The following is a 20,334-nucleotide window of genomic DNA, read 5'->3' as shown; positions in this document are numbered from 1 at the left end:
AGGCTAGAGACCGGATTATGCAGGAACTGCCCATCAATATCGTGGACGCTCTTATTCTTGTCATCCTTGTTGTATCAGCAGCATTTGGCTTTCTGCGTGGATTTGTAAAAGAAGTACTGTCCATTTCCGGGTGGATCGGAGCAACCTTCATCGCACTGTATCTTTTCCCGGTCGTACAGCCTTATCCACGCCTCTACATCCCGAACATATTGCTGGCTGATCTGGCAACTGGTGCCGGCTTGTTTATTGTAAGCCTTGTCGCCCTCTCTTTTCTCACCCACGCCGTGTCGGAAAAGGTGAAAGCCTCAGCCCTTGGTGCATTAGATCGCTCATTGGGTATTTTCTTTGGCATCGCGCGCGCCATTGTTGTTGTTGGGATCGCTTGGCTGGTATTTGTCCAGTTCGTTCCCAAAAATGGCCGACCAGAAGCCGTGACAGAAGCCAGGATGCTTCCCATTGCGCAGGCGGCTGGTGAATTTGTTGCCGCACTGACCCCGCCTGATATGCAGGAAAATCTGCGCATCGCGACGGAAGCAGCGGAAGATAGCGCCATAAAGGCGAAAAAAGGTTATGAAAGCATCCCCGAGACGTTGCGTAATGACGTCGAGAAATCGGTGAAAGATGCCATTGAAGATCTGGAGAAGGGATATGATGAAAAATCCCGACAACAGATGGAAAACCTCACTAAAGGTACTCAGGTAAAACCATGACTGAACATGATTATGTCCAAATGACCGGCACACCGTTTGATGATGACAAACTGCATGAAGAATGTGGTGTCTTTGGCATTTATGGTCACGAAGAAGCCGCCGCCCTCGTTGCACTAGGCCTTCATGCGTTGCAACATCGAGGACAGGAAGCTGCGGGCATCGTCAGCCACGATGGTCGCCACTTCCATAGTCATAAAGCAATGGGTAAAGTCGGCGACAACTTCTCAAGTGAAGCTGTCATCAACAGCCTTAAAGGTGACGCAGCAGTTGGCCACAATCGATATGCCACAACAGGTGGCACCGTCCTTAGAAATGTTCAGCCAATTTTTGCTGATCTTGCCAATGGCGGTCTTGCTGTAGCCCATAACGGAAACCTGACTAACGCTGCGACACTTCGCAAGCAGCTGGTTCAGGAAGGCAGCATCTTTCAGTCCACCATGGACACTGAAGTAATCATCCACTTAATCGCAAATAGCAAGAAAATCAAAGTGGTAGATCGCATTGTTGATGCAATGTCGAAAATTAAGGGTGCTTACTCCCTCGTCTCTTTGACCAGTAAGAAGATGATCGGAATGCGCGACCCGTATGGGGTTCGCCCATTGGTTCTTGGTAAACTGGATAGCTCTTACATCTTGGCGTCTGAAACATGCGCATTGGATATCATCGGTGCTGAATTTATTCGGGATGTGGAGCCCGGGGAGGTCGTGATCATCGATGAGGATGGTATCAGTTCCCATTCTCCATTTAATAACCCACCTCGCCGCTTCTGCATTTTCGAACATATCTATTTTGCACGTCCGGACAGTGTTCTTGAAGAACGTTCTGTCTATGACGTACGCAAGGATATTGGGCGTCAACTCGCCTCTGAGAACCCTGTAGAGGCGGATGCAGTTATTCCTGTTCCGGACTCTGGCACTCCAGCGGCTATCGGCTATGCCGAACAATCAGGGATGCCATTTGAGCTTGGTATCATCCGGAACCACTATGTTGGACGGACCTTTATTGAGCCTACGGATCAAATCCGCCACTTAGGTGTTAAACTTAAACACAACGCGAACCAGGCCCTGATTAAAGGAAAACGTGTTGTATTGGTGGATGACAGTATTGTTCGCGGAACCACATCTACCAAGATTGTGCAGATGATGCGCGATGCGGGAGCGACAGAAGTTCATATGCGGATCGCAAGCCCGCCAACAAGTCATTCCTGCTTCTACGGGGTGGACACCCCTACCCGTCAAAAACTACTTGCCGCTCAATATAACATTGATGAAATGTGCAAATTTATCGGTGCAGACAGCCTGAGTTTCATCTCTTTGGATGGCTTATATAAAGCCATGGGTGAAGATGGTCGCAACAATGATCAGCCACAATATTGCGACGCCTGCTTTACTGGCGACTATCCCATTGATCTTACAGATCACGAGACAGGCGAAGACAAAGAATTGACCCTTCTTTCAGAGGGTTCTTAAACGGATAACGACATGAAAAGTTTTGAAGGTAAAACCGCACTGGTCACAGGTGCCTCTCGCGGAATTGGCAGGGCTGTGTCTATTGCCCTCGCAAAAGAAGGCGCACATGTCATCATGATCGCCCGTTCTGTCGGCGGCCTTGAAGAAGTAGACGATGAAATCCAGAAAGCTGGTGGCTCTTCCACACTGGTGCCACTTGATCTGCTGGAAACAAATAACATTGACGGTCTTGCCGCGCCTTTGTTTGAACGCTGGAAAAAGCTGGACATTCTGGTGGGCTCCGCCGCAATGCTTGGCAAACTGACACCACTGCCACAGTATGATCCAAAGCTCTGGGAAGATATCTTCCGCCTGAACGTTCATGCGAACTGGCGCCTTCTTCGCGCTCTGGACCCGCTTCTTCGTGCAAGTGAAGCCGGACGGGCACTATTCCTGACATCAGCCGCTGCACGGGAACACAAACTGTACTGGGGCGGCTACGCTGCAACAAAAGCCGCACTTGAGAGCTTTATTCAGACCTATGCCGGTGAAATTGAACGCACCAATGCAAAAGTGAACCTTCTGGACCCTGGCGCCACGGCGACAAAGTTGCGTCTGTCCGCCTATCCTGGCGAAGACCAAAGCACGCTGCCAACGCCTGAAGAAAAAGCAACTGAAATCCTTAAATACCTGTCTGCTGACTATTCAGGTAATGGTGAGATTATCACCCTCTAATTTGATAGGGCGTTGCAGCCACTCTTCTTAAGCCATATGATGTCCAAAAAAACATTCCAAATAATGGAAGGACATCATATGGAAACTTCAGGCAATGCTGCGATTGAAGCGCAGGCAGAAATTCACCACGCATACCTCCTTGGTTTGCAGCTGATGGTTTCTGCCAATAAATCCCCTGACATTGTTGAAGAATGGATGTTTCGTCTTTTCAGACGGCAACATCTGGAGAAATTCCTGAGCAGCTTTGAAAAGCTCGGCCTCTCAAGAGAGCCAGATGCGGTTGCGTGCGCGAAGTACCATGTCCTATCCAATGCCATCGGCGGTGTCGGTGTTGAATATATGGAAGAGAACAGCAAGAAAGCATGGGTAAGGTTTCGATATCCCCGCTGGATGTATGATGGCCCTACTCTTTGTGGTGTTCCAAAGGAAGTTGGGCGTGGTTTTATGCGCGGCTGGTATGCACATAACGGTGTTTCTCTTAAAAACCCCCGTCTCGGATATGTCTGCGTATCTGAAGACTTAACCGGTGAATTTGGTTTTTGCGGGTATTTTAAAGAATATGATCATGACCTTTCCGACGATGAAAGACTTCAGTTCGCTAAAGGTGAACTACCCCCTCCTTTTAATCCCAACAGCCAGCCTGTACCACCTACCGAGAGCTGGTCGGCAGAACGTCTGGTCAAAGCAAATAGAAACTATGCCATGGAATATATCCGAAATGGCCTCAGCGAACTTTGTCACGTCATTGGTCCTTATGAAACCCGAGAATTGGGTGGCAAAGCTGCTCGTCTGATTGGTCTGCAGTATTTCCCCAAACTTACAGATCTGCTGGGGCTGAAAGAAGGAAATGAGCAAAATGCTTCCCTGTTTCTGCAAACTATCTTTAAAGGTATGGGGGACAATACAACGCCTATCGCAAATACCAACGATACCTGCTTTGAACATACTGGTCTTCGTATCTTGCGTGGCCTAAGCGGCATAGAACGGCAGATCATGCTGGATTGCTGGAAAGAACTTTGGATTGGTACCGTCAGGTCTAACCGCGAAATGTTAGGCCTTGATATGCAGCAGATTAACGAAGAAAAACTCGTCTGGACTGTAAAAAATATTAGATCTTGAATAATAGCGCGCAATATTAAATTATACTTATGGCATAAAACTTAAGGTATATAAATGCGCGCCTTTTTCTTTCTATTCGTCTTCACTTTTATTTGCCGCCCTGTTTGGGCAAATGAAAAACTGACGATTGTTACAGATATCTGGCCGCCATATGTAACAAATGAAAACGGTCAGATCGGTGGCACGTCCACAGATATCGTCAAAAAGACACTTACCCGAAACGGCATTGAATTTCAGATAATTAAGTTGCCGTGGGCGCGCGCCTATGAAATGGCGCTTCAAAAGAAAAACATTGCCATCTACACAATTGTTCGCACAAAAAACCGTGAACATCTTTTTCAATGGATTAGTGAACTCCACCAAAGTGATCCGATTTATTTCTATAGTTTCAAAAAAAGCCAACCCGTTCCAAAAAATCTCAATGAGTTAAAGAACCATAAGATCTCTGTCGTCAGGCAATCCATGTCGCTTGAAGCCTTGCAAAGAAAAGGGTTTCCCCCTGCTAGTATTCTTAAATCTGTAGAAGAATTTGAAGCGATACGATTGGTCACTATGGGTCGGGCTGATTTCGTTGCAACGTCTGAAAAAACATTGAAATCCTTTGAAAAATTATATCCTGGCGTCATCACCTACAGCATTCGAGGCCCGGAACTCCTGAACAGCCGTTTATACATTGCCCTGAACAAGAACAGCAGCACTGAGCTAGTCAGACGACTGAAAGCCGCTTTCACTTCGCTGGAAAACAAAAGCCCCACCAATTAGGTGAGGCTTTCATATTAATCTTTTGCATATGGGTTTTTGCCGGTTCGTGGAGAGATCCTGATCGGTACCGCCGGCATATCAAAATCTTCGCGTAAACCGTTGATCAGGTATCTGATATAAGCCTCAGGCAACTCACCACGGGACGACATAAATAATGAAAAGGTCGGCGGACGTGATTTCACTTGTGTCATATACCGAACTTTCAGACGTCGCCCTTTCACCATTGGCGGCGGATGCCGCTCCAACATACCTTCCAGCCAACGGTTGAGCTGTGCTGTTGAAATACGTTTATTCCACAGTTCGTAAACTCTCAGCACCTGAGGGATCAGTTTTTCAAGACCTCGTCCGGTAAGCGCGGACATGGTTACAACTGGCACACCACGAACCTGAGGCAAAGAAACCTGCAATTTATCGCGGATATGTTGCAACATCGCGTTACGATCTTTCACAATGTCCCATTTGTTCACAGCGACCACAAGCGCCCGGCCTTCATTAATCACATGAGCAGCAATAGTCAGATCCTGCTTCTCAAAAGAAACATCCGCATCAATCACAAGAACAACGACCTCCGCCATTTTGATAACCCTGAGGCTATCGGCGACAGACAGTTTTTCCAGTTTTTTCTGAACCCGGGCTCTACGGCGAATACCTGCTGTGTCCACAAGTTTGATTTTCTGGCCTTCATGTTCCCACTCAACGGAGATAGCGTCACGGGTCACACCCGCTTCCGGGCCAGTAAGCAATCGGTCTTCACCAATGATTTTGTTTACCAGTGTAGATTTACCGGCATTCGGACGACCAACGATGGCAAGCTGCAACGGACGGTCTTTTGCCGGAATGTCTTCTTCTTGTTCCCTCTCATAAGGGAGCAACAGATCAAACAGTTCCCCCATCCCTTCGCCATGTTCTGCCGACACAGCCACAGGATCTCCAAGTCCAAGAGAATAGGCATCGTGAAGTTCAGCGTGTGCATCCTTACCTTCACATTTGTTTGCGCAAAGAATGACGGGAACAGAAGATTTGCGGATCCAATCAGCAAAATGGCTGTCCATAGGGGTAACCCCAAGGCGTGCGTCATATAACATCAGCGCAACATCGGCTTCTTCCAAGGCGCGTTCCGTCTGCTGTCGCATACGCCCTTCAAGGCTATCATCAAAAGCCTCTTCTAATCCCGCCGTATCTATCACACGGAATTTCAAAGACCCAATACGGGCATCCCCCTCGCGCCGGTCACGGGTTACCCCTGGGGTATCATCCACCAGGGCCAACTTCTTACCAACGAGGCGATTAAATAAAGTGGACTTACCCACATTGGGCCGCCCGATAATTGCTACTGTAAATGACATTTAGTTAATCAGCGAAGTGCCACTAAGCGGGCATCGTCCGTTAAGATATATAATATACCCCCGGCGACCACCGGTGGGATGGAAACAGGATCATCCAGCTCCAACTTACCCAGGATCTCTCCATCATAGGGGGAAACAGACACCGCAATACCGTAATTATTAGTCAAAATCAAACGATCACTTACCAAAACAGGTCCATTCCACACAATTAACCCTGATTTGTCCTCAGGATCTTCATATTTACCAAGTGATCTGACCCAACGGATCAATCCTGTTTGTCTGGAAAGGCAAACCAATTCACCGTCCGTTGTGACTGCAAAAATGAAATCGCCGGCAACCCAGGGCGTTTGCAGAGTAGAGATTTCTTGATCCCATTTGCGGTTCCCGCTACGAGTATCAATGCCCACCATATGGCCGGAGAAACTGGCGGCAATAGCAAGCCCACGATCAATCACGGGATTTGCATTAATATCGGCAAGTGACGTCAAAGAGCTGTAACGACGTTTCTTCTGAAGCTGATCACTCCAAGCCTGCTGACCATTATCTGCTCGCAGTGCGTAAAGCTCGCCTGTCGAAAATGGAACAATGACCAACCCGTTATCTACAGCAGCACTTGCGGCTCCTAGAAGACCAGTTGTTTCAATACCACCTTCGTAGTCCCATCGGTTTTCACCGTCTTCAAGTTCCAGTGCAATGACACGGCTGTCTACTGTAATAACAAAGACAGCATCTTCAGCAATGGTGGGCGCTGCCCGAACCGGGGAGCCGACATCCTCTTTCCAGTATTGACGGCCCGTTGCAGGATCCAGCACAAATACTTCACCATAGGACGTTGCTGCGACCAAGCGGTTATAACCTGCAGAAATTCCTCCTCCAACGGTACCGCTTTCCTCACCACGTGGTGTTAAATTCACCCCCCAAAGATATCGACCTGTTGCAGCTTCATACGCCCGCACACGACTACGAGCATCCATGACGAACAACCGACCATCAGCAATAATAGGACGAGTAGGGATACGGATAGTTTCAGAATTACCTTCACCTACATTTCGGCTCCAAACTTCTTCGAGTGGCCCATCAGCCAGCAAATGATGCATTGCATTGTTTGCTGCACCGCCCGATTGAGGCCAGTTTTCATTGGCATATGGAGCCGGTAGCCTTACGGTTACATCGGCCAAACCTTCATCCGGCTCGAGTGATTTTTCCAAAGCCAGAATTGAAATTCGTTCACCAGGAAGTGGCGGTGCCTCAGAGTCGCCAAACCAATTTGGCAAGCTGTCACATGCAGATACCAAGGAAATAGCACCGCAAAGCGCTACCCATTTACCAAATGTGCGGATTGACCGTTTCACCCTAAGCCCCTCTTCCCTGAACTGAATTCAAGTGTCTCTATTACTTTACTGACAGGATTTCCACCAACTGCTCACTTCTTGCTTTAACACCTGCTGGTGCTGCGGCATCTTCCGCAAGAGCTTTCAAAGTGGTGAGCGCGGCGTCTTTCTTTCCGTCTTTAAGATCAGCCAAGGCTAACAATTCTTGTGCATTCGCAGACCAGAGGTCACCTGAACTAGCCAAAGAGGATACACGATCACGCACTTCCGCTGTGGTGCCGTTATCAATCAGATAATATCCAGCAAAAATCCGGGCAGCGTTTTTAAACTCATTATCTGCAGCGGATCCAGCTAGCTCATCATACAAAACGATGGCATCGGCTCCTTTTCCGGCAGCAATCAATGCGGAAGCCTGACGGAGCGTCGAAAGCGCTTTATACCCTTCAGTGCCTGATACAGAAAGCTCACCAAATGTCGCAGCAGATTCATCGAACTTCTGCTCAGTTGCAAGGCGGCTTGCATTTTCGAAAATCGCCCCGTTATCCCGAGCCTGACTCAGTTGGTGTTTTTGCCACGCAACTACACCGGCAGTTGCCGCGATAATTACAACCGCTCCACCAATAACGTATTTTCCGTACTTCGCCCAAAGTTCCAAGGACCGGTCTTTACGGACCTCTTCATCTACTTCGCTAAAAATATCAGCCACTAATCACTCCAGCATCGCTTGAATTTGCGGGTTAAAATAAACTGCATAAAGGTGGAACGCAATTGCTCATGGAGTATATTTGAAAAATAGTCAGAAATAAGGAGAAGAAATGGAAACAGAACAGATAATGAGGCTGATTTATGCGCTCGGTATTCTGATTTTGGTGTGGCCCGCCTATCGGCATTACGCAGGCAAGCAAAAGCTCTCTGGGTTTATGTTGCAAGTTGGTGGGTGGATAGCGATCGCTCTAGTAGCTCTACTTTTATATTCTCTATTCAAAGCATAAAAGTGGACTGGGGACGCAATAAATTTCGTCCACGGCCGATATCCCCGGGGCGTTCGTAACAAGGTGGGCACTGCGCTGGCTCACCACAAGTCACGGGCATTTCTGAATTCAAAGCGCGGCGCCTATATAAAAAGCGTCCGTTTTTCTGTATCCCATTTGCTTGCGGCACTATAAAAATAGACCAGTCGCCATATTCAGGAAGTTTGCAAAGAACTCGTCGGTTAAGCCACTTAACCTACAGTAATCGCTAACACTTTCTAAATTATTGTATATCACCAAAACATAAATTAATCAAGCTAAATCGCCTCAAAAATGCCTAATTACGTCCCTCGTTTCCGCCTCAATTGATGTTTACCTTAAATTAGCATCTAATTGATAACATGCTCACTTATTGAGTAACCTGCTGGGGAGTTAGATTATGGCCAGCCTTGCACTACCGAAACAGAAGCAAGAAATTGCAAACAACCTGATCCGTACCTGCGGTATCGAACGCGCGATCCACGCAGCGAGACAATATGGCTGGCACGACATCGCCCGCGCCATTCGCCAAAGCGAGATTTCTTCGGAAGAAAAACTAAAGCACTAATAGCATTTTAAACCAATATTTATGAGAAAATGCAGTTAGTTGATTTATAGCGGGTCATTCCACGCGATATAGTTACCTGACAATAAAGCCTTGCAAGATATTTTAATGGATTCGAAACATCAAAGCATCCAGAGAGATATCAACTGTATGCTGTTCAACAAAAAAGCGACCCCGTTTAGGGCCGCTTTTTACCAACAATAATATGCTTTATTCCCACTCAATTGTTCCTGGTGGTTTTGAGGTAGTGTCATAGACCACGCGGTTAATGCCTTGTACTTCATTGATAATTCGCGTTGAAACGCGACCAAGGAAATCGTGACTGAACGGATAGTAATCCGCTGTCATACCATCAGTTGACGTCACCGCGCGAAGGGCACAGACATAATCATATGTCCGGTTATCTCCCATCACACCAACGGTACGCACTGGCAGAAGAACAGAGAACGCTTGCCAGATTTCATCATAAAGGCCCGCATTGCGGATTTCTTCAAGATAAATAACATCCGCTTTACGCAAAATATCCAAACGGTCACGGGTAATCTCTCCCGGCACACGAATGGCAAGGCCAGGTCCCGGGAACGGATGACGATCCACAAGATCTTTCGCCATACCAAGCTCACGTCCAAGAGCGCGAACTTCATCCTTGAACAGCTCACGGAATGGCTCCAAAAGCTCAAGATCCATACGCTCCGGCAAGCCACCCACATTGTGGTGAGATTTAATGGTAACACTTGGACCGCCGGAGAAAGACACAGATTCAATCACATCCGGATAAAGCGTACCTTGCGCCAGGAACTTAGCGCCGCCAATTTTGCTAGCTTCTTCATCAAACACATCAATGAAAATGCGCCCGATGGTTTTACGCTTGGTTTCAGGATCTGAAACACCTTCCAGCTCATTCAAGAACAAGTCAGACGCATCACGGTGGATCAACGGGATATTGTAGTGATCCCGGAACAGGCTGACGACCTGCTCGGATTCCCCTGCCCGCATCAGACCATTATCCACATATACGCATGTTAGCTGATCGCCGATGGCTTCATGGATCAGAACCGCAGCAACGGAGCTGTCAACACCGCCAGAAAGACCACAGATAACTTTGCCATCACCAACCTGACGGCGAATGGCATCAATGGCCTGATCTTTAAAGGCTGCCATTGTCCAGTCGCCTGCAAGGCCGCAGATTTTATGGACAAAGTTTGAAATAAGTAGATGACCTTTTGGTGTGTGAACCACCTCAGGGTGGAACTGAACACCATAAAAATGACGATCTGTATCCGCAATCGCAGCGAACGGAGCACCTTTGGAGGTGCCAATCGGATGGAACCCTTCCGGAATGGCGGTCACGTGATCGCCGTGGCTCATCCACACTTGATCGGTATCGCCTTTTGTCCAGAAGCCTTCAAATAGTGGGCTATCTTCCAGAACATCCAACATGGCGCGGCCAAATTCACGATGATCCGGCGCTTCGACGGTACCGCCGAGCTGCGCACACATTGTCTGCTGCCCGTAACAAATGCCTAGCACCGGAACCCCAAGGGAGAATACCTTTTCAGGTGCCCGTGGTGTTTCATCACCGATAACAGAGGCTGGACCACCAGAAAGAATCACACCACTTGGGGAGAACTCATCCAGTTTTTCGGCAGCTTTATTGAAGGGAACGATTTCGCTATATACCCCCGCCTCGCGGACCCGGCGCGCGATAAGCTGGGTGACCTGACTTCCAAAGTCTATGATCAGAATACTGTTTTTCATAGACGGGTTTTAGCGATGAAAAAGGCTAAAGTCCAGTGACTTTCTGGATCATTCAGCCCTTTTTTTGGTTAATTCAGATTATCAGTTTTGCGCGGCTTTGAACTCGGCAACTTTGCGCTTCAACATGGTGTACTCCGCGCAACCAAAAGTGCAGATATCGTCCAGTTTCGCCAAATGCATTTCCGCTTTTTCAAGGTTACCTGTTTTCAGGTAAGCCTCACCGATATATTCGTTGGCACCTTTATGATTAGGATTGATGGCAAGGGCTTCACCATAGGCCTTAAAAGCTGAAGCATAATCACCCATTTGGCGATGCGCATATCCCATATAATTAAAGGCATCCGCGTTTTTTGGGTCTTTCCCGACAACCAGCCTGAAACTCTTCAACGCAGACGGCCAATCTTTCGCATCAATGGCCTGCTTTCCCATATCAAAGTTGGGATCAGCTGCCTTTGCCGCAGGTTGGTCGTTATTACTACTGCCCATCGCGTGCAACAATTGGGCGGAAAGCAACTGAGTTGCCGCCACAAATGTCAGGGCCATCATGAATTTCTTGATCCACATTTCGCGCGTCTCCCCGTCTGGGAATAGATTTTAATTTTGTTAATATACTACGAGAAATATGTGAACACAGACCAGTATAAAAACGAAAATATTGTCCGCGATCACAACTGACGAACAAACATCCCCGTGAGCCAATCAGTTTTTCTGCAAGATCGCTGTGAAAAATCCGTCTGCACCGATTGCATCTGGTGTCAATGTCAACATACCACCATTACAAGCGGAGGCAGGTAAACCCATCTCAGCACCCTTGATGGTTGCCACTTTGAAGTCAGATTGTGTTTTCAAAAAGGCAGAGATCTGCTTTTGATTTTCTTCTTCCAGAATGGAACAGGTCGCGTAAACCAGCTTGCCCCCGGGTTTTACAAATTTATGAGCTTTTTCAAGAATGCTTTTTTGAATGTTGATCAGATCTTTAAAACGCTCTTCAGTCAGTCGCCATTTCTGATCCGGTTGACGCCGCCAGGTGCCAGACCCGCTGCAGGGGGCATCCACGTAAACGCAATCGAAAAGATCCTGCTCCGATGGGGTCTCAGGCAACCCTTGAACGCGGTCCATTTTAACAATGCCAAGCCCTGCCCGCGCCGCGCGCGGTTCGATATCCTGCATCCGGCGACCATCCACATCAAGGGCCAGAAGCCTACCCTCATTTTCCATAAGGGCACCAAGGGCCAGCGTTTTACCACCGCCACCTGCGCAATAATCCATCACCGACTGCCCAGGCTTAACATCTGTCAAAATTGCAGATATCTGGGCGGCTTCATCCTGCGGCTCGATATGCCCATCCCGCATCAATGGATGCGCATTAAGATTGGCACGTCCTGATAAAATAATTCCGTCTGGAGAAATCTCGGTAGCGCGTGCATCAAACCCTTCTTCTTTTAAGGCGGCCAGCACCTGCTCCCGATTTGCTTTCAAGCGGTTCACCCGAAATGTGGTGGGTGCCCCTTCCTGATAGGCTGCTGCAACTTTAGGAAAATGATCCTGATATTGCGTCTTCAGTTTTTCGGAAATCCAGCTTTGGAAATTTAGCTCAGGATCGAATGGAAGCTCCCCTGCTGCCAACGCATCCAGATCACCATCATCAAAGGTGATCGCATGCGGACCTTCCAGATATATCCCTTTAAGGTCCTCAACCGAGATATCTTCCAACTTCAACAACGCAGCAACAGCACGTTTCTCTGAAGTAGTAACAGGATTATTTTTCTCAATAAAATCAACAATCTGCCCCATATTTCTCAAGGATTTATAGAACAGATTGGAAATCCAGCGGCGATCTTTCGACCCCGCATATCTCCGGTTTCGAAAATACGCAGTGACGATTATTTCTGCAGGCTCACGCGCCCCTTGCCATTGATCGAAAAGCTCAACGAGAGCGGCGAGCCGTGCAGATGGTGTCATGAAAGCGCCCCTTAACCCTGACGGTAGTTTGGCGCTTCGCGGGTGATTGCCACGTCATGAACGTGACTTTCTTTAAGGCCTGCATTTGTAATACGTACAAAGTTCGCATTTTTCTGCAATTTTGAAATGCTGTCGCTTCCGGTGTAGCCCATCGCCGCTTTCAGGCCACCCACCAACTGGTGAATGATGGCGTTGGCAGGACCACGGTGTGGCACACGACCTTCAATGCCTTCCGGAACCAGCTTCAGGTTATCGGAAACTTCTTCCTGGAAGTAACGGTCAGCAGAACCGCGGGCCATCGCACCCAAAGATCCCATACCGCGGTAGGATTTAAATGAACGTCCCTGATAAAGGAAAACTTCACCCGGGCTTTCGTCTGTACCGGCCAGCAAGGATCCAACCATGGCACAGTTGGCACCACCGGCCAGCGCTTTGGCAAGGTCGCCGGAAGTCTTGATACCACCGTCCGCGATGACAGGAATACCGGATTTTTCTGCAGCTTCCGCTGCATCCATAATCGCAGTCAGCTGCGGTGTACCCACACCGGCGACAATACGGGTTGTACAGATGGAACCTGGACCAATACCCACTTTCACCGCATCTACACCGGCGTCGATCAACGCCTTGGTACCATCCGCAGTCGCAACGTTACCACCGATGACCTGAACTTGGCTGCTGAGCTTTTTCACACGGCCAACGGCTTCCAATACGCGGGAAGAATGACCATGGGCAGTATCCACAACAAGAACATCAACACCCGCATCAATCAATGCTTCCGCGCGTGCGATCCCATCATCGCCAATACCCACAGCTGCCGCCACACGAAGACGACCCTGTGCATCTTTGGAAGCACTTGGATATAGGGTGGCGCGTTCAATGTCTTTTACCGTAATCAGACCGATACAGCGATAAGCATCATCGACGACCAGGATTTTTTCAATGCGGTGCTTGTGCAGCAGGATCTTCGCATCGTCCTGTGTGGCGCCTTCCTGAACGGTGACCAGATTTTCTTTGGTCATCAGCTCACTTACCGGCTGGGCTTCGTTGGTGGCAAAGCGCACATCACGGTTGGTCAGCATACCCACCAGTTTACCCGTTCCCTGCTCTGTCACAGGAATACCGGAGATTTTATGCACCCGCATGATATTCAAGGCTTCGATCAAGGGGGCTTCCGGGCGAATGGTCAGTGGGTTCACTACCATTCCGGCTTCGAATTTCTTCACCCGCGTCACTTCGGAGGCTTGCTCCTCAATGCCGAGGTTTTTGTGGATCACGCCGATACCACCTGCCTGAGCCATGGCTATGGCCATCTTGGCTTCGGTCACAGTATCCATGGCGCTGGAGATCAGCGGAATACCCAGTTTGATACTGTTTGTCAGCGTAGTTGTAGTGTTGGTTTGTGCAGGGAGAATGTCAGAGGCTGCAGGTTGCAGCAGGACATCGTCAAAAGTGTAGGCTTCACGGATTTTCATGGCAACTCCTTCGGAATTGCAGCGCAATAATAGCGGCAGTTTTTAAAATTCCTAGAGCAAATTTATGACGGTTTGAATTTTTGACCAGCCCCTCAGCCAAAGGGGCGAAATAGGACCTGTTTATTTCAAGAAAACCGCGGCTTTCAGAAATAAAATTTCTCGAACTGCCGAAAGCGCATATCACCTATGCGCAGATGTAGTGGGAAAGATCACTCTCCCCCACGAAATCCTGTTGCAATAACGTAGGCTTCTCTGGAATCAGCGCGGCTGGCTTCGGGCTTGGCGTGACGCACTACCGCGAAGTTTTTCTTCAGCTGATCCAGCAATTCATTCTCTGTGCCGCCTTTTAGAACTTTGGCGATAAAACACCCGCCCGGAGCCAGCACATCAATGGCAAAATGAAGCGCCAGTTCACACATATAGACAATGCGGAGGTGATCCGTCTGCCGATGGCCCGTTGTCGGCGCCGCCATATCGGAAATCACGGCGTTCACTGGACCACCAAGTTCGTTTTTCACCTTCACATCCGCATCTTCTTCTGTGAAGTCGAGCTGCATCACCTTCGCGCCGGCCATTTCCTCCATTTTGAGGATATCAACGGCGAGTACCTGCCCTTTGCCCTTGACCGCGCCCACACGGTCCACAGCAATCTGCGTCCAGCCACCCGGGGCCGCGCCCAGATCCACGACACTATCGCCGGGTTTGAGCAATTTATACCGATCATCAAGCTGCATCAGTTTAAACGCCGCGCGGGAGCGAAGACCACGTGTCTTGGCCTCCACCACATAGGGGTCGTTCAACTGCCGCTCCAGCCAAAGCTTGGACGAATATTTACGTCCCCGTGCGCTTTTCACTTTGGTATGCAGCAAGCGGCCTGTCATTTCCGCACTGCTGCGGCCGCTTGTGTTTTTCTTCTTACGTTCTGTCATTTCGCTACTTCTTTAACAGGGGCATTGCCACGTCCGCGGCGGCGCCTGTTTCTATTTCTATGTCGTGGCCGTTGTGCCTTGGCTTCCTGATCGGCTTCGCGCATCAGGCGTTGAAGCAATCCTTCGCGCACACCCCGATCGGCAACCCGCATACTGCTCACCGGCCAGACATTATGCATGGCCTGCACAATGGCACAGCCGGAGACCACCAGATCTGCCCGCTCCTCACCAATACAAGGCTCCAGCGCCCGCTCTCCGTAATCACTCATGGAAAGCCGCTCGCAAATCTCGATCATCTTCGACGATTTCAGCCAAGCCCCATCGACCCGCTGGCGGTTATACCGCTTCAGGCCAAAATGAACACCCGCTAATGTTGTCACTGTACCGGACGTGCCCAGCATCTGAACCCGACCATCGGCGATGATGTCTGAAATCCCGTGTTCGCGCTCAAATTCATGAATATGCGCGGCCACTTCATCCATCATATTCCGATAGACGCCTGTAGATGCAGATACGTCGCCATGACGTTCTGTCAAGGACACAACGCCATAAGGGATGGACGTCCAGCCAATAATTTCGTTTTTCTGGTCCTTGCCTAGGCGCAGCCAGACAAGTTCCGTACTGCCCCCACCAATATCAAAAACCAGCGCATGGCCGTTCCGATAATCAAGGAGCGGCGAACAGCCATCAAGGGCCAACCCCGCCTCTTCTTCTGTGGTGATGACGTCAAGATCCATGCCAATCTCATCCTTCACACGAGCGACAAACGCCTCCGTGTTATCGGCTTTTCGGCACACTTCGGTTGCAACACATCGCATACGCGACACGCCACGTTTCTTCATTTTATCCGCACAGATGCCAAGTGCATCTATTGTGCGGTTCATTGCGGCATCTGATAACAGGCCGCTTTGACTTACGCCTTCGCCCAAGCGGACAATCCGCGAGAAGCTATCGATCACTCTAAAACCGCCGGAATTTGGCTTGGCCACAAGTAGCCGGCAGTTATTCGTTCCCAGATCCACGGCCCCATATGTGTGGGACCATCTGCCTGTATTTCGTTGTTTGGAACGTGGTCGTCTCAGATATCTCCTTCGTGCGTCTCGTCCCTTGTCAGGCTTGTCTGCTGTTGTCACGCAACTGCCCTCCAGGACAAAATCTACGGGTGGAACACCCTATTTGTCCCTAGACTAACAGTTTTTCATAAAACATTTCAGTAAAAATTATCAACTTTGCGCATTATCGCGTGTTGACAAGGTGATTTTGAATTGTTAGATAGCGCGCCTACCGACAAACCGTCGGTCGCACATCGTGCCTACTGGGGAATCGTCTAATGGTAGGACAGCGGACTCTGACTCCGTCAATCCAGGTTCGAGTCCTGGTTCCCCAGCCAACTTTCCAAAATTCTACGCTTTAGATAAAGTTGGCATTTAGCTTAACGGATATTCCTTTTCACGGTCTTTTTTATTTTCGTCGTCCATCGTGGTGAGGTTTTCGTACAGAAATCAAAGCATCAAATTCTGGCATATACACATAAGTGGCGCCGTACGTATCGTGATTAAATGTGAGTTTTATTTTGTTACTTAGAACAATATTATCGCCAGCTAACACTTGGTGAATGTCTTTATCTCTGGCTATTTTTCTAATGTAATAAATATTTGTTCCAATCCTATTTAGATCTAAAGTCCATTGGTTTTCACTTCCCATTGTAAGAGGAACAACAACATCTTTTCTCATAAGGTTTAGTTTTTGAGAAGAATGACCGTGCCTAGCTAGAAAATTTTCAACCTCTTGTTGATTTGGATTTGATTTTAAATCACCCTTTTTTTTAGCTCTTTTTATAAGTTCTGGCGGGATAACTACGCTCTCATTCACCTCAGATAGGAAATCAACTATCTCGCTACTCTTCTCAAACTGACTTCTAAAATATAGATGTGCCGAAGCTTTAGACATTAAAGCCGAGTAATCTTCAGCTCTACGCATACTGCCATCACCAGACATACTAAATTTGGAATTCCAAACCCACCTCACTTGTTTGAGGAATTGTTGGTTTTCCTTTGATGAGTACTTATAGGTTTCATCAAAACCAGTATCATAATTCACTTGGACATCAAATAAGGGTGCATCGCTGACAGTTGAGGAAACACTAACAACTATTCCATAAATTTCTGGGGACGGATATTGGATCAGATAAGTTGGATTTTCGAGATTGTCTGCGAAAAAGAGCCCGAACCTATCGGCTTCAACTCTCGGCGGTGCCAATCCACGCCTCGGATGACATGCAGATGGAAAGACAAACAAACCTGCACCGTCATGTAATTTCACAACGACAGCATCCAAATGGGAGGTCCAATTCGTGCGACTCACAAATTGCTGATCAGAGTATTCTTCGTAACATCGAATAACTCTTGTTTCGTTATAGTCTCGCCCTTTGTATTGGAATTTAACATGAATTTGATACGGACTTCCTTCGCTCACCGGAAAAATTGTGCTTTCATGATAGCTATCTGTAAAAACTGCAGGCAAAAGCCGAACTGCGATCTGCTGAAATGGCTTCTCCCCAATGAACAGCAGCCCCAGGCCATAAACTACAGCTAAAAGCAGACATATAAAAATGGTGAGAAGCCCCACATAGGAAGAAAAAAAGGACTTCAATTTCTGCCTCACGTCACCTTCCCCCACAATCAACTTCCTACCATCCAACGGCAGCACCAAGCGTGACTTAGATCGTATTCCATTCAACTTTTCAGAGCAACACCGAAAGCAGATGACGCCTTAGAAAATCAGGCGATTTACTTAACTTTGCATCACGTGCTCACACAGCCCAGACAACGTCATCTACTCCGACGAGTTTCTTCATACGGTCCAACTCTGATGTCAGTTTCTGGCGGCGGCTGGTGGGCCATTGGCAGCCTTTTTCGGGCCAGAAATTGATCACGTTTAGAACGGATTTTTTGCGGTCCGCCTTTACTTCGATGCGCCCAACAAACCGGTGACCTTCCAGGATTGGGTAGACATAGTATCCCCAAATGCGTTTATCCGCGGGTACGAACATTTCCACCCGATATTCAAACCCAAACAAACGGGAGAGGCGATCCCGATCGCGAATAACGGGATCAAACGGATTGAGAATACGAAGCCGGCTCGTGGCAGGTTTTAAACCCTCTAGTCTTTCTTCGATGTCCGAAGGCGCAAATGCAACGACCCGGTCTTTTTTCGCCGTTTCGATGTCAACAGTTTGAAGGGTTGCGTTTGAGCGCGCGATCCAGTCGCGCACTTCCTTGGCGCTAAGCGCATCCCAATATCTTTGAATGTCACCGGCGGTCCCAAACCCCATTCGATCCAAGGCGGCGCGACATAACCAATCAATCTGCTCTTCATCGCTCATTTGGGTACGGTGCAAGTCTTCAGGAAAGACACGTTCAGCCAGATCATAGAATTTGGTGAAATTCACTCTGTGACTTGTCGCCAGTTCGCCGCTGTACCACATGTAATCCAGCGCAAGTTTATGCGGTGGGCGGGACCACATCTTCTTCTCTCCGACAACTTTGGTATCAAAGGCGTGGGTCGACAAGGGTCCCTCATCGCGAATGCGCTCCAACACGGCGTTGCGAATAGACTTATCAGGTGGATTTTTAAACCATCCCGGACGATCCATCTGCTCCTTCTTACGGCGGAACTGGCGTTGCCACATGGGAAGGTAGTCCATGGGAATAACGGAGGCATCATGGGTGAAATGCTCGAAAATCGAACGGTCTTGCCCAAGCAACTGATCCAGCATGGGTTCGCGGTAGTTTTGATTGCGGCTCCACAGAATATGATGATGCGCACGCGACACGACCTGTATGGTATCAAGCTGCACAAAGCCTAGTTTCTTTATGATCCCCAGCACATCCAACGGACCAGTTGGCGCCTCCCCCAACCCTTGAGAGGACAGCCAAAGCTGACGTGCTTCTTTATTTGAAATAGATATCGGTTTCACAAAATTCTCAGTTCATGCAGGAGGTGGGCGGTCTTGATAGAATATTATTGATCATTTTGCCCGAAACCACCCCCGCGTTCTATTCGCAAAGGCTACTAGTGACAGCATCACAGGCACCTCAACCAGCACACCAACAACGGTGGTGAGGGCGGCGCCGGAGTTGAGGCCGAAGAGGCTGATGGCGACGGCGACGGCGAGTTCGAAGAAGTTGGAGGTGCCGATCATTGCGCAGGGAGCGGCGACTTTATGGGGGACTTTCCATGCCCATGCCGTAGCGTATGCAAGGGCAAAGATGCTGTATGATTGAGCAAGAAGTGGTGCCGCGATCAGAAGGATAACGGTGGGTTTTTCCAAGATCACATGCCCTTGAAACCCAAACAGGAGAACCACTGTTAATAACAAAGAAAGTACGGAGCCGCTTTTCAGCTTGGCAGTGAAGTCGTGAACACGCGCCTCCCCCACTTCTTTGCTTTGTCCGTTCATGATCACTCGGCGCGTGATAAAACCCGCCACCAGCGGTGTCACTACATACAATACGACGGAGAGGATCAATGTTTCCCACGGGACGGCGATGTCCGTGACACCTAACAGGAACGCCACGATGGGGGCGAAGGCGAAAATCATGATGATGTCATTCACCGACACCTGCACCAGCGTGTAGTTGGGATCCCCCTTAGTCAACTGTGACCAGACGAAAACCATGGCCGTACAAGGCGCCGCACCCAGCAGAATAAGCCCAGCGATATATTCCTGCGCATTTTCAGGGGAAATCAGATCCACAAACAGAATTTCGAAGAAAAGCGTGCCAAACAAGACCATAGAGAAAGGCTTGATCAGCCAGTTCACCACGATGGTGATCACAAGGCCTTTCGGGCGCTCGCCGATTTTGGCGAGGCTTCCAAAATCCACGTTGATCATCATGGGGTAAATCATCCCCCAGATCAGCACCGCCACGACCAGATTAACCGACGCATATTCCCAGGATGCCAAAAGCTGAAACAATTGGGGCAGGAAATTACCAAGAGTGAGCCCCGCGACAATACAAAGCGCCACCCAAAGGGAGAGCCACTTTTCAAAAAAGCCTATGGCAGAGGGTGTCGGCTCATTTGTTGGATTTGTTGTTTCGGTCATGCCCGGTCACTCTTGCAGGATAAAATTACAGCACTGTAATCATAACCCGCATTTGAGCAACAAGGGCAATGTTAAAA

The 20,334-nt window shown here is 48.8% G+C and carries 19 protein-coding genes and 1 tRNA gene; 8 read left to right on the top strand and 12 right to left on the bottom strand.

Going from position 1 to position 20,334, the window contains the following annotated elements:
• Nucleotides 1–17 precede the first annotated feature (17 nt).
• The 5 genes from GUA87_RS09075 (at nucleotide 18) to GUA87_RS09055 (ending at nucleotide 4,774) form a co-directional block, all read left to right on the top strand.
• A complete protein-coding gene (locus GUA87_RS09075; protein WP_193716237.1) occupies nucleotides 18–710 on the top strand; it encodes a CvpA family protein in 693 nt (230 codons plus the stop codon).
• Nucleotides 707–2,179 (top strand): amidophosphoribosyltransferase, encoded by a 1,473-nt coding sequence (gene purF, locus GUA87_RS09070; protein WP_227711813.1) that lies wholly within the window; start codon nucleotides 707–709, stop codon nucleotides 2,177–2,179. The genes GUA87_RS09075 and purF overlap by 4 nt, the downstream gene beginning before the upstream one ends.
• Before the next feature lie 12 nt (nucleotides 2,180–2,191).
• Nucleotides 2,192–2,893, top strand: a complete 702-nt coding sequence (locus GUA87_RS09065; RefSeq protein WP_193716236.1) for an SDR family NAD(P)-dependent oxidoreductase — start codon at nucleotides 2,192–2,194, stop codon at nucleotides 2,891–2,893.
• A gap of 78 nt (nucleotides 2,894–2,971) precedes the next feature.
• Nucleotides 2,972–4,012 (top strand): hypothetical protein, encoded by a 1,041-nt coding sequence (locus GUA87_RS09060; RefSeq protein ID WP_193716235.1) that lies wholly within the window; start codon nucleotides 2,972–2,974, stop codon nucleotides 4,010–4,012.
• 54 nt (nucleotides 4,013–4,066) lie between these two features.
• Nucleotides 4,067–4,774: a substrate-binding periplasmic protein gene (locus GUA87_RS09055; protein WP_193716234.1), complete on the top strand. Its 708-nt coding sequence runs from the start codon at nucleotides 4,067–4,069 to the stop codon at nucleotides 4,772–4,774.
• A 14-nt stretch (nucleotides 4,775–4,788) separates the two neighbouring features.
• Here the strand turns inward: GUA87_RS09055 and der are convergent, their stop codons facing one another.
• From der to GUA87_RS09040, 3 genes are read right to left on the bottom strand one after another with little or no spacing between them, the layout of a single operon-like run.
• Nucleotides 4,789–6,120 (bottom strand): ribosome biogenesis GTPase Der, encoded by a 1,332-nt coding sequence (der, locus tag GUA87_RS09050; RefSeq protein ID WP_193716233.1) that lies wholly within the window; start codon nucleotides 6,118–6,120, stop codon nucleotides 4,789–4,791.
• Nucleotides 6,121–6,128: 8 nt separating this feature from the next.
• Nucleotides 6,129–7,472, bottom strand: coding sequence for a PQQ-binding-like beta-propeller repeat protein (locus GUA87_RS09045; protein WP_193716232.1), 1,344 nt, complete (start codon nucleotides 7,470–7,472; stop codon nucleotides 6,129–6,131).
• Nucleotides 7,473–7,512: 40 nt separating this feature from the next.
• Entirely contained in the window at nucleotides 7,513–8,157 is a 645-nt protein-coding gene (locus GUA87_RS09040) for a tetratricopeptide repeat protein (protein ID WP_193716231.1), read from the bottom strand.
• 109 nt (nucleotides 8,158–8,266) lie between these two features.
• Between GUA87_RS09040 and GUA87_RS09035 the strand changes: the two genes are divergently transcribed.
• Nucleotides 8,267–8,443 carry a hypothetical protein gene (locus GUA87_RS09035; protein WP_193716230.1) on the top strand — a complete coding sequence of 59 codons (177 nt, stop codon included), beginning with the start codon at nucleotides 8,267–8,269 and terminating at the stop codon, nucleotides 8,441–8,443.
• A 418-nt stretch (nucleotides 8,444–8,861) separates the two neighbouring features.
• The gene (locus GUA87_RS09030) at nucleotides 8,862–9,029 is read left to right on the top strand and encodes a hypothetical protein (protein ID WP_193716229.1); all 168 of its coding nucleotides are present in this window, start codon (nucleotides 8,862–8,864) and stop codon (nucleotides 9,027–9,029) included.
• A 207-nt stretch (nucleotides 9,030–9,236) separates the two neighbouring features.
• Here the strand turns inward: GUA87_RS09030 and guaA are convergent, their stop codons facing one another.
• The 6 genes from guaA to GUA87_RS09000 all read right to left on the bottom strand — a co-directional run bounded on the left by guaA (nucleotide 9,237) and on the right by GUA87_RS09000 (nucleotide 16,280).
• A complete protein-coding gene (gene guaA, locus GUA87_RS09025; RefSeq protein ID WP_193716228.1) occupies nucleotides 9,237–10,784 on the bottom strand; it encodes a glutamine-hydrolyzing GMP synthase in 1,548 nt (515 codons plus the stop codon).
• An 81-nt stretch (nucleotides 10,785–10,865) separates the two neighbouring features.
• Complete coding sequence (locus GUA87_RS09020; protein ID WP_193716227.1) at nucleotides 10,866–11,348, bottom strand: tetratricopeptide repeat protein; 483 nt, start codon at nucleotides 11,346–11,348, stop codon at nucleotides 10,866–10,868.
• 135 nt (nucleotides 11,349–11,483) lie between these two features.
• A complete protein-coding gene (locus GUA87_RS09015; RefSeq protein WP_193716226.1) occupies nucleotides 11,484–12,746 on the bottom strand; it encodes an RsmB/NOP family class I SAM-dependent RNA methyltransferase in 1,263 nt (420 codons plus the stop codon).
• Between the two features lie 11 nt (nucleotides 12,747–12,757).
• Nucleotides 12,758–14,218, bottom strand: a complete 1,461-nt coding sequence (guaB, locus tag GUA87_RS09010) for an IMP dehydrogenase (protein WP_193716225.1) — start codon at nucleotides 14,216–14,218, stop codon at nucleotides 12,758–12,760.
• 209 nt (nucleotides 14,219–14,427) lie between these two features.
• Nucleotides 14,428–15,147 carry an RlmE family RNA methyltransferase gene (locus tag GUA87_RS09005; protein WP_193716224.1) on the bottom strand — a complete coding sequence of 240 codons (720 nt, stop codon included), beginning with the start codon at nucleotides 15,145–15,147 and terminating at the stop codon, nucleotides 14,428–14,430.
• On the bottom strand, nucleotides 15,144–16,280 hold the full coding sequence (locus GUA87_RS09000) for a Ppx/GppA phosphatase family protein (RefSeq protein ID WP_321575894.1): 1,137 nt from the start codon (nucleotides 16,278–16,280) through the stop codon (nucleotides 15,144–15,146). Before GUA87_RS09000 ends, GUA87_RS09005 begins: the two co-directional genes overlap by 4 nt.
• Before the next feature lie 183 nt (nucleotides 16,281–16,463).
• Here GUA87_RS09000 and GUA87_RS08995 point away from each other — a divergent pair.
• Nucleotides 16,464–16,537, top strand: a tRNA-Gln gene (locus GUA87_RS08995).
• Nucleotides 16,538–16,608: 71 nt separating this feature from the next.
• Here the strand turns inward: GUA87_RS08995 and GUA87_RS08990 are convergent.
• From GUA87_RS08990 to arsB, 3 genes are all read right to left on the bottom strand, one after another.
• Nucleotides 16,609–17,826 carry a hypothetical protein gene (locus GUA87_RS08990; RefSeq protein ID WP_193716223.1) on the bottom strand — a complete coding sequence of 406 codons (1,218 nt, stop codon included), beginning with the start codon at nucleotides 17,824–17,826 and terminating at the stop codon, nucleotides 16,609–16,611.
• Nucleotides 17,827–17,959: 133 nt separating this feature from the next.
• Nucleotides 17,960–19,126 carry a winged helix-turn-helix domain-containing protein gene (locus GUA87_RS08985; RefSeq protein WP_193716222.1) on the bottom strand — a complete coding sequence of 389 codons (1,167 nt, stop codon included), beginning with the start codon at nucleotides 19,124–19,126 and terminating at the stop codon, nucleotides 17,960–17,962.
• Nucleotides 19,127–19,177: 51 nt separating this feature from the next.
• Complete coding sequence (gene arsB, locus GUA87_RS08980) at nucleotides 19,178–20,257, bottom strand: ACR3 family arsenite efflux transporter (RefSeq protein ID WP_193716221.1); 1,080 nt, start codon at nucleotides 20,255–20,257, stop codon at nucleotides 19,178–19,180.
• Nucleotides 20,258–20,334: the final 77 nt, after the last annotated feature.

Source organism: Sneathiella sp. P13V-1, from assembly GCF_015143595.1.
In the GTDB taxonomy this organism is placed as follows: Bacteria; Pseudomonadota; Alphaproteobacteria; order Sneathiellales; family Sneathiellaceae; genus Sneathiella.
Note: the sequence above shows the minus strand (reverse complement) of the source record. Positions and strands in the feature narration are given on the sequence as shown.

What these genes read in the sequence shown, in the direction of transcription:
- guaA (WP_193716228.1), bottom strand. Translation starts at nt 10,784, where the DNA reads ATGAAAAACAGTATTCTGATCATAGACTTTGGAAGTCAGGTCACCCAG.
- GUA87_RS09065 (WP_193716236.1), top strand. Translation starts at nt 2,192, where the DNA reads ATGAAAAGTTTTGAAGGTAAAACCGCACTGGTCACAGGTGCCTCTCGC.
- der (WP_193716233.1), bottom strand. Translation starts at nt 6,120, where the DNA reads ATGTCATTTACAGTAGCAATTATCGGGCGGCCCAATGTGGGTAAGTCC.
- arsB (WP_193716221.1), bottom strand. Translation starts at nt 20,257, where the DNA reads ATGACCGAAACAACAAATCCAACAAATGAGCCGACACCCTCTGCCATA.
- GUA87_RS09055 (WP_193716234.1), top strand. Translation starts at nt 4,067, where the DNA reads ATGCGCGCCTTTTTCTTTCTATTCGTCTTCACTTTTATTTGCCGCCCT.
- GUA87_RS09015 (WP_193716226.1), bottom strand. Translation starts at nt 12,746, where the DNA reads ATGACACCATCTGCACGGCTCGCCGCTCTCGTTGAGCTTTTCGATCAA.
- GUA87_RS09075 (WP_193716237.1), top strand. Translation starts at nt 18, where the DNA reads ATGCAGGAACTGCCCATCAATATCGTGGACGCTCTTATTCTTGTCATC.
- GUA87_RS09005 (WP_193716224.1), bottom strand. Translation starts at nt 15,147, where the DNA reads ATGACAGAACGTAAGAAGAAAAACACAAGCGGCCGCAGCAGTGCGGAA.
- GUA87_RS09020 (WP_193716227.1), bottom strand. Translation starts at nt 11,348, where the DNA reads ATGTGGATCAAGAAATTCATGATGGCCCTGACATTTGTGGCGGCAACT.
- guaB (WP_193716225.1), bottom strand. Translation starts at nt 14,218, where the DNA reads ATGAAAATCCGTGAAGCCTACACTTTTGACGATGTCCTGCTGCAACCT.
- GUA87_RS09035 (WP_193716230.1), top strand. Translation starts at nt 8,267, where the DNA reads ATGGAAACAGAACAGATAATGAGGCTGATTTATGCGCTCGGTATTCTG.
- GUA87_RS09060 (WP_193716235.1), top strand. Translation starts at nt 2,972, where the DNA reads ATGGAAACTTCAGGCAATGCTGCGATTGAAGCGCAGGCAGAAATTCAC.
- GUA87_RS09030 (WP_193716229.1), top strand. Translation starts at nt 8,862, where the DNA reads ATGGCCAGCCTTGCACTACCGAAACAGAAGCAAGAAATTGCAAACAAC.
- purF (WP_227711813.1), top strand. Translation starts at nt 707, where the DNA reads ATGACTGAACATGATTATGTCCAAATGACCGGCACACCGTTTGATGAT.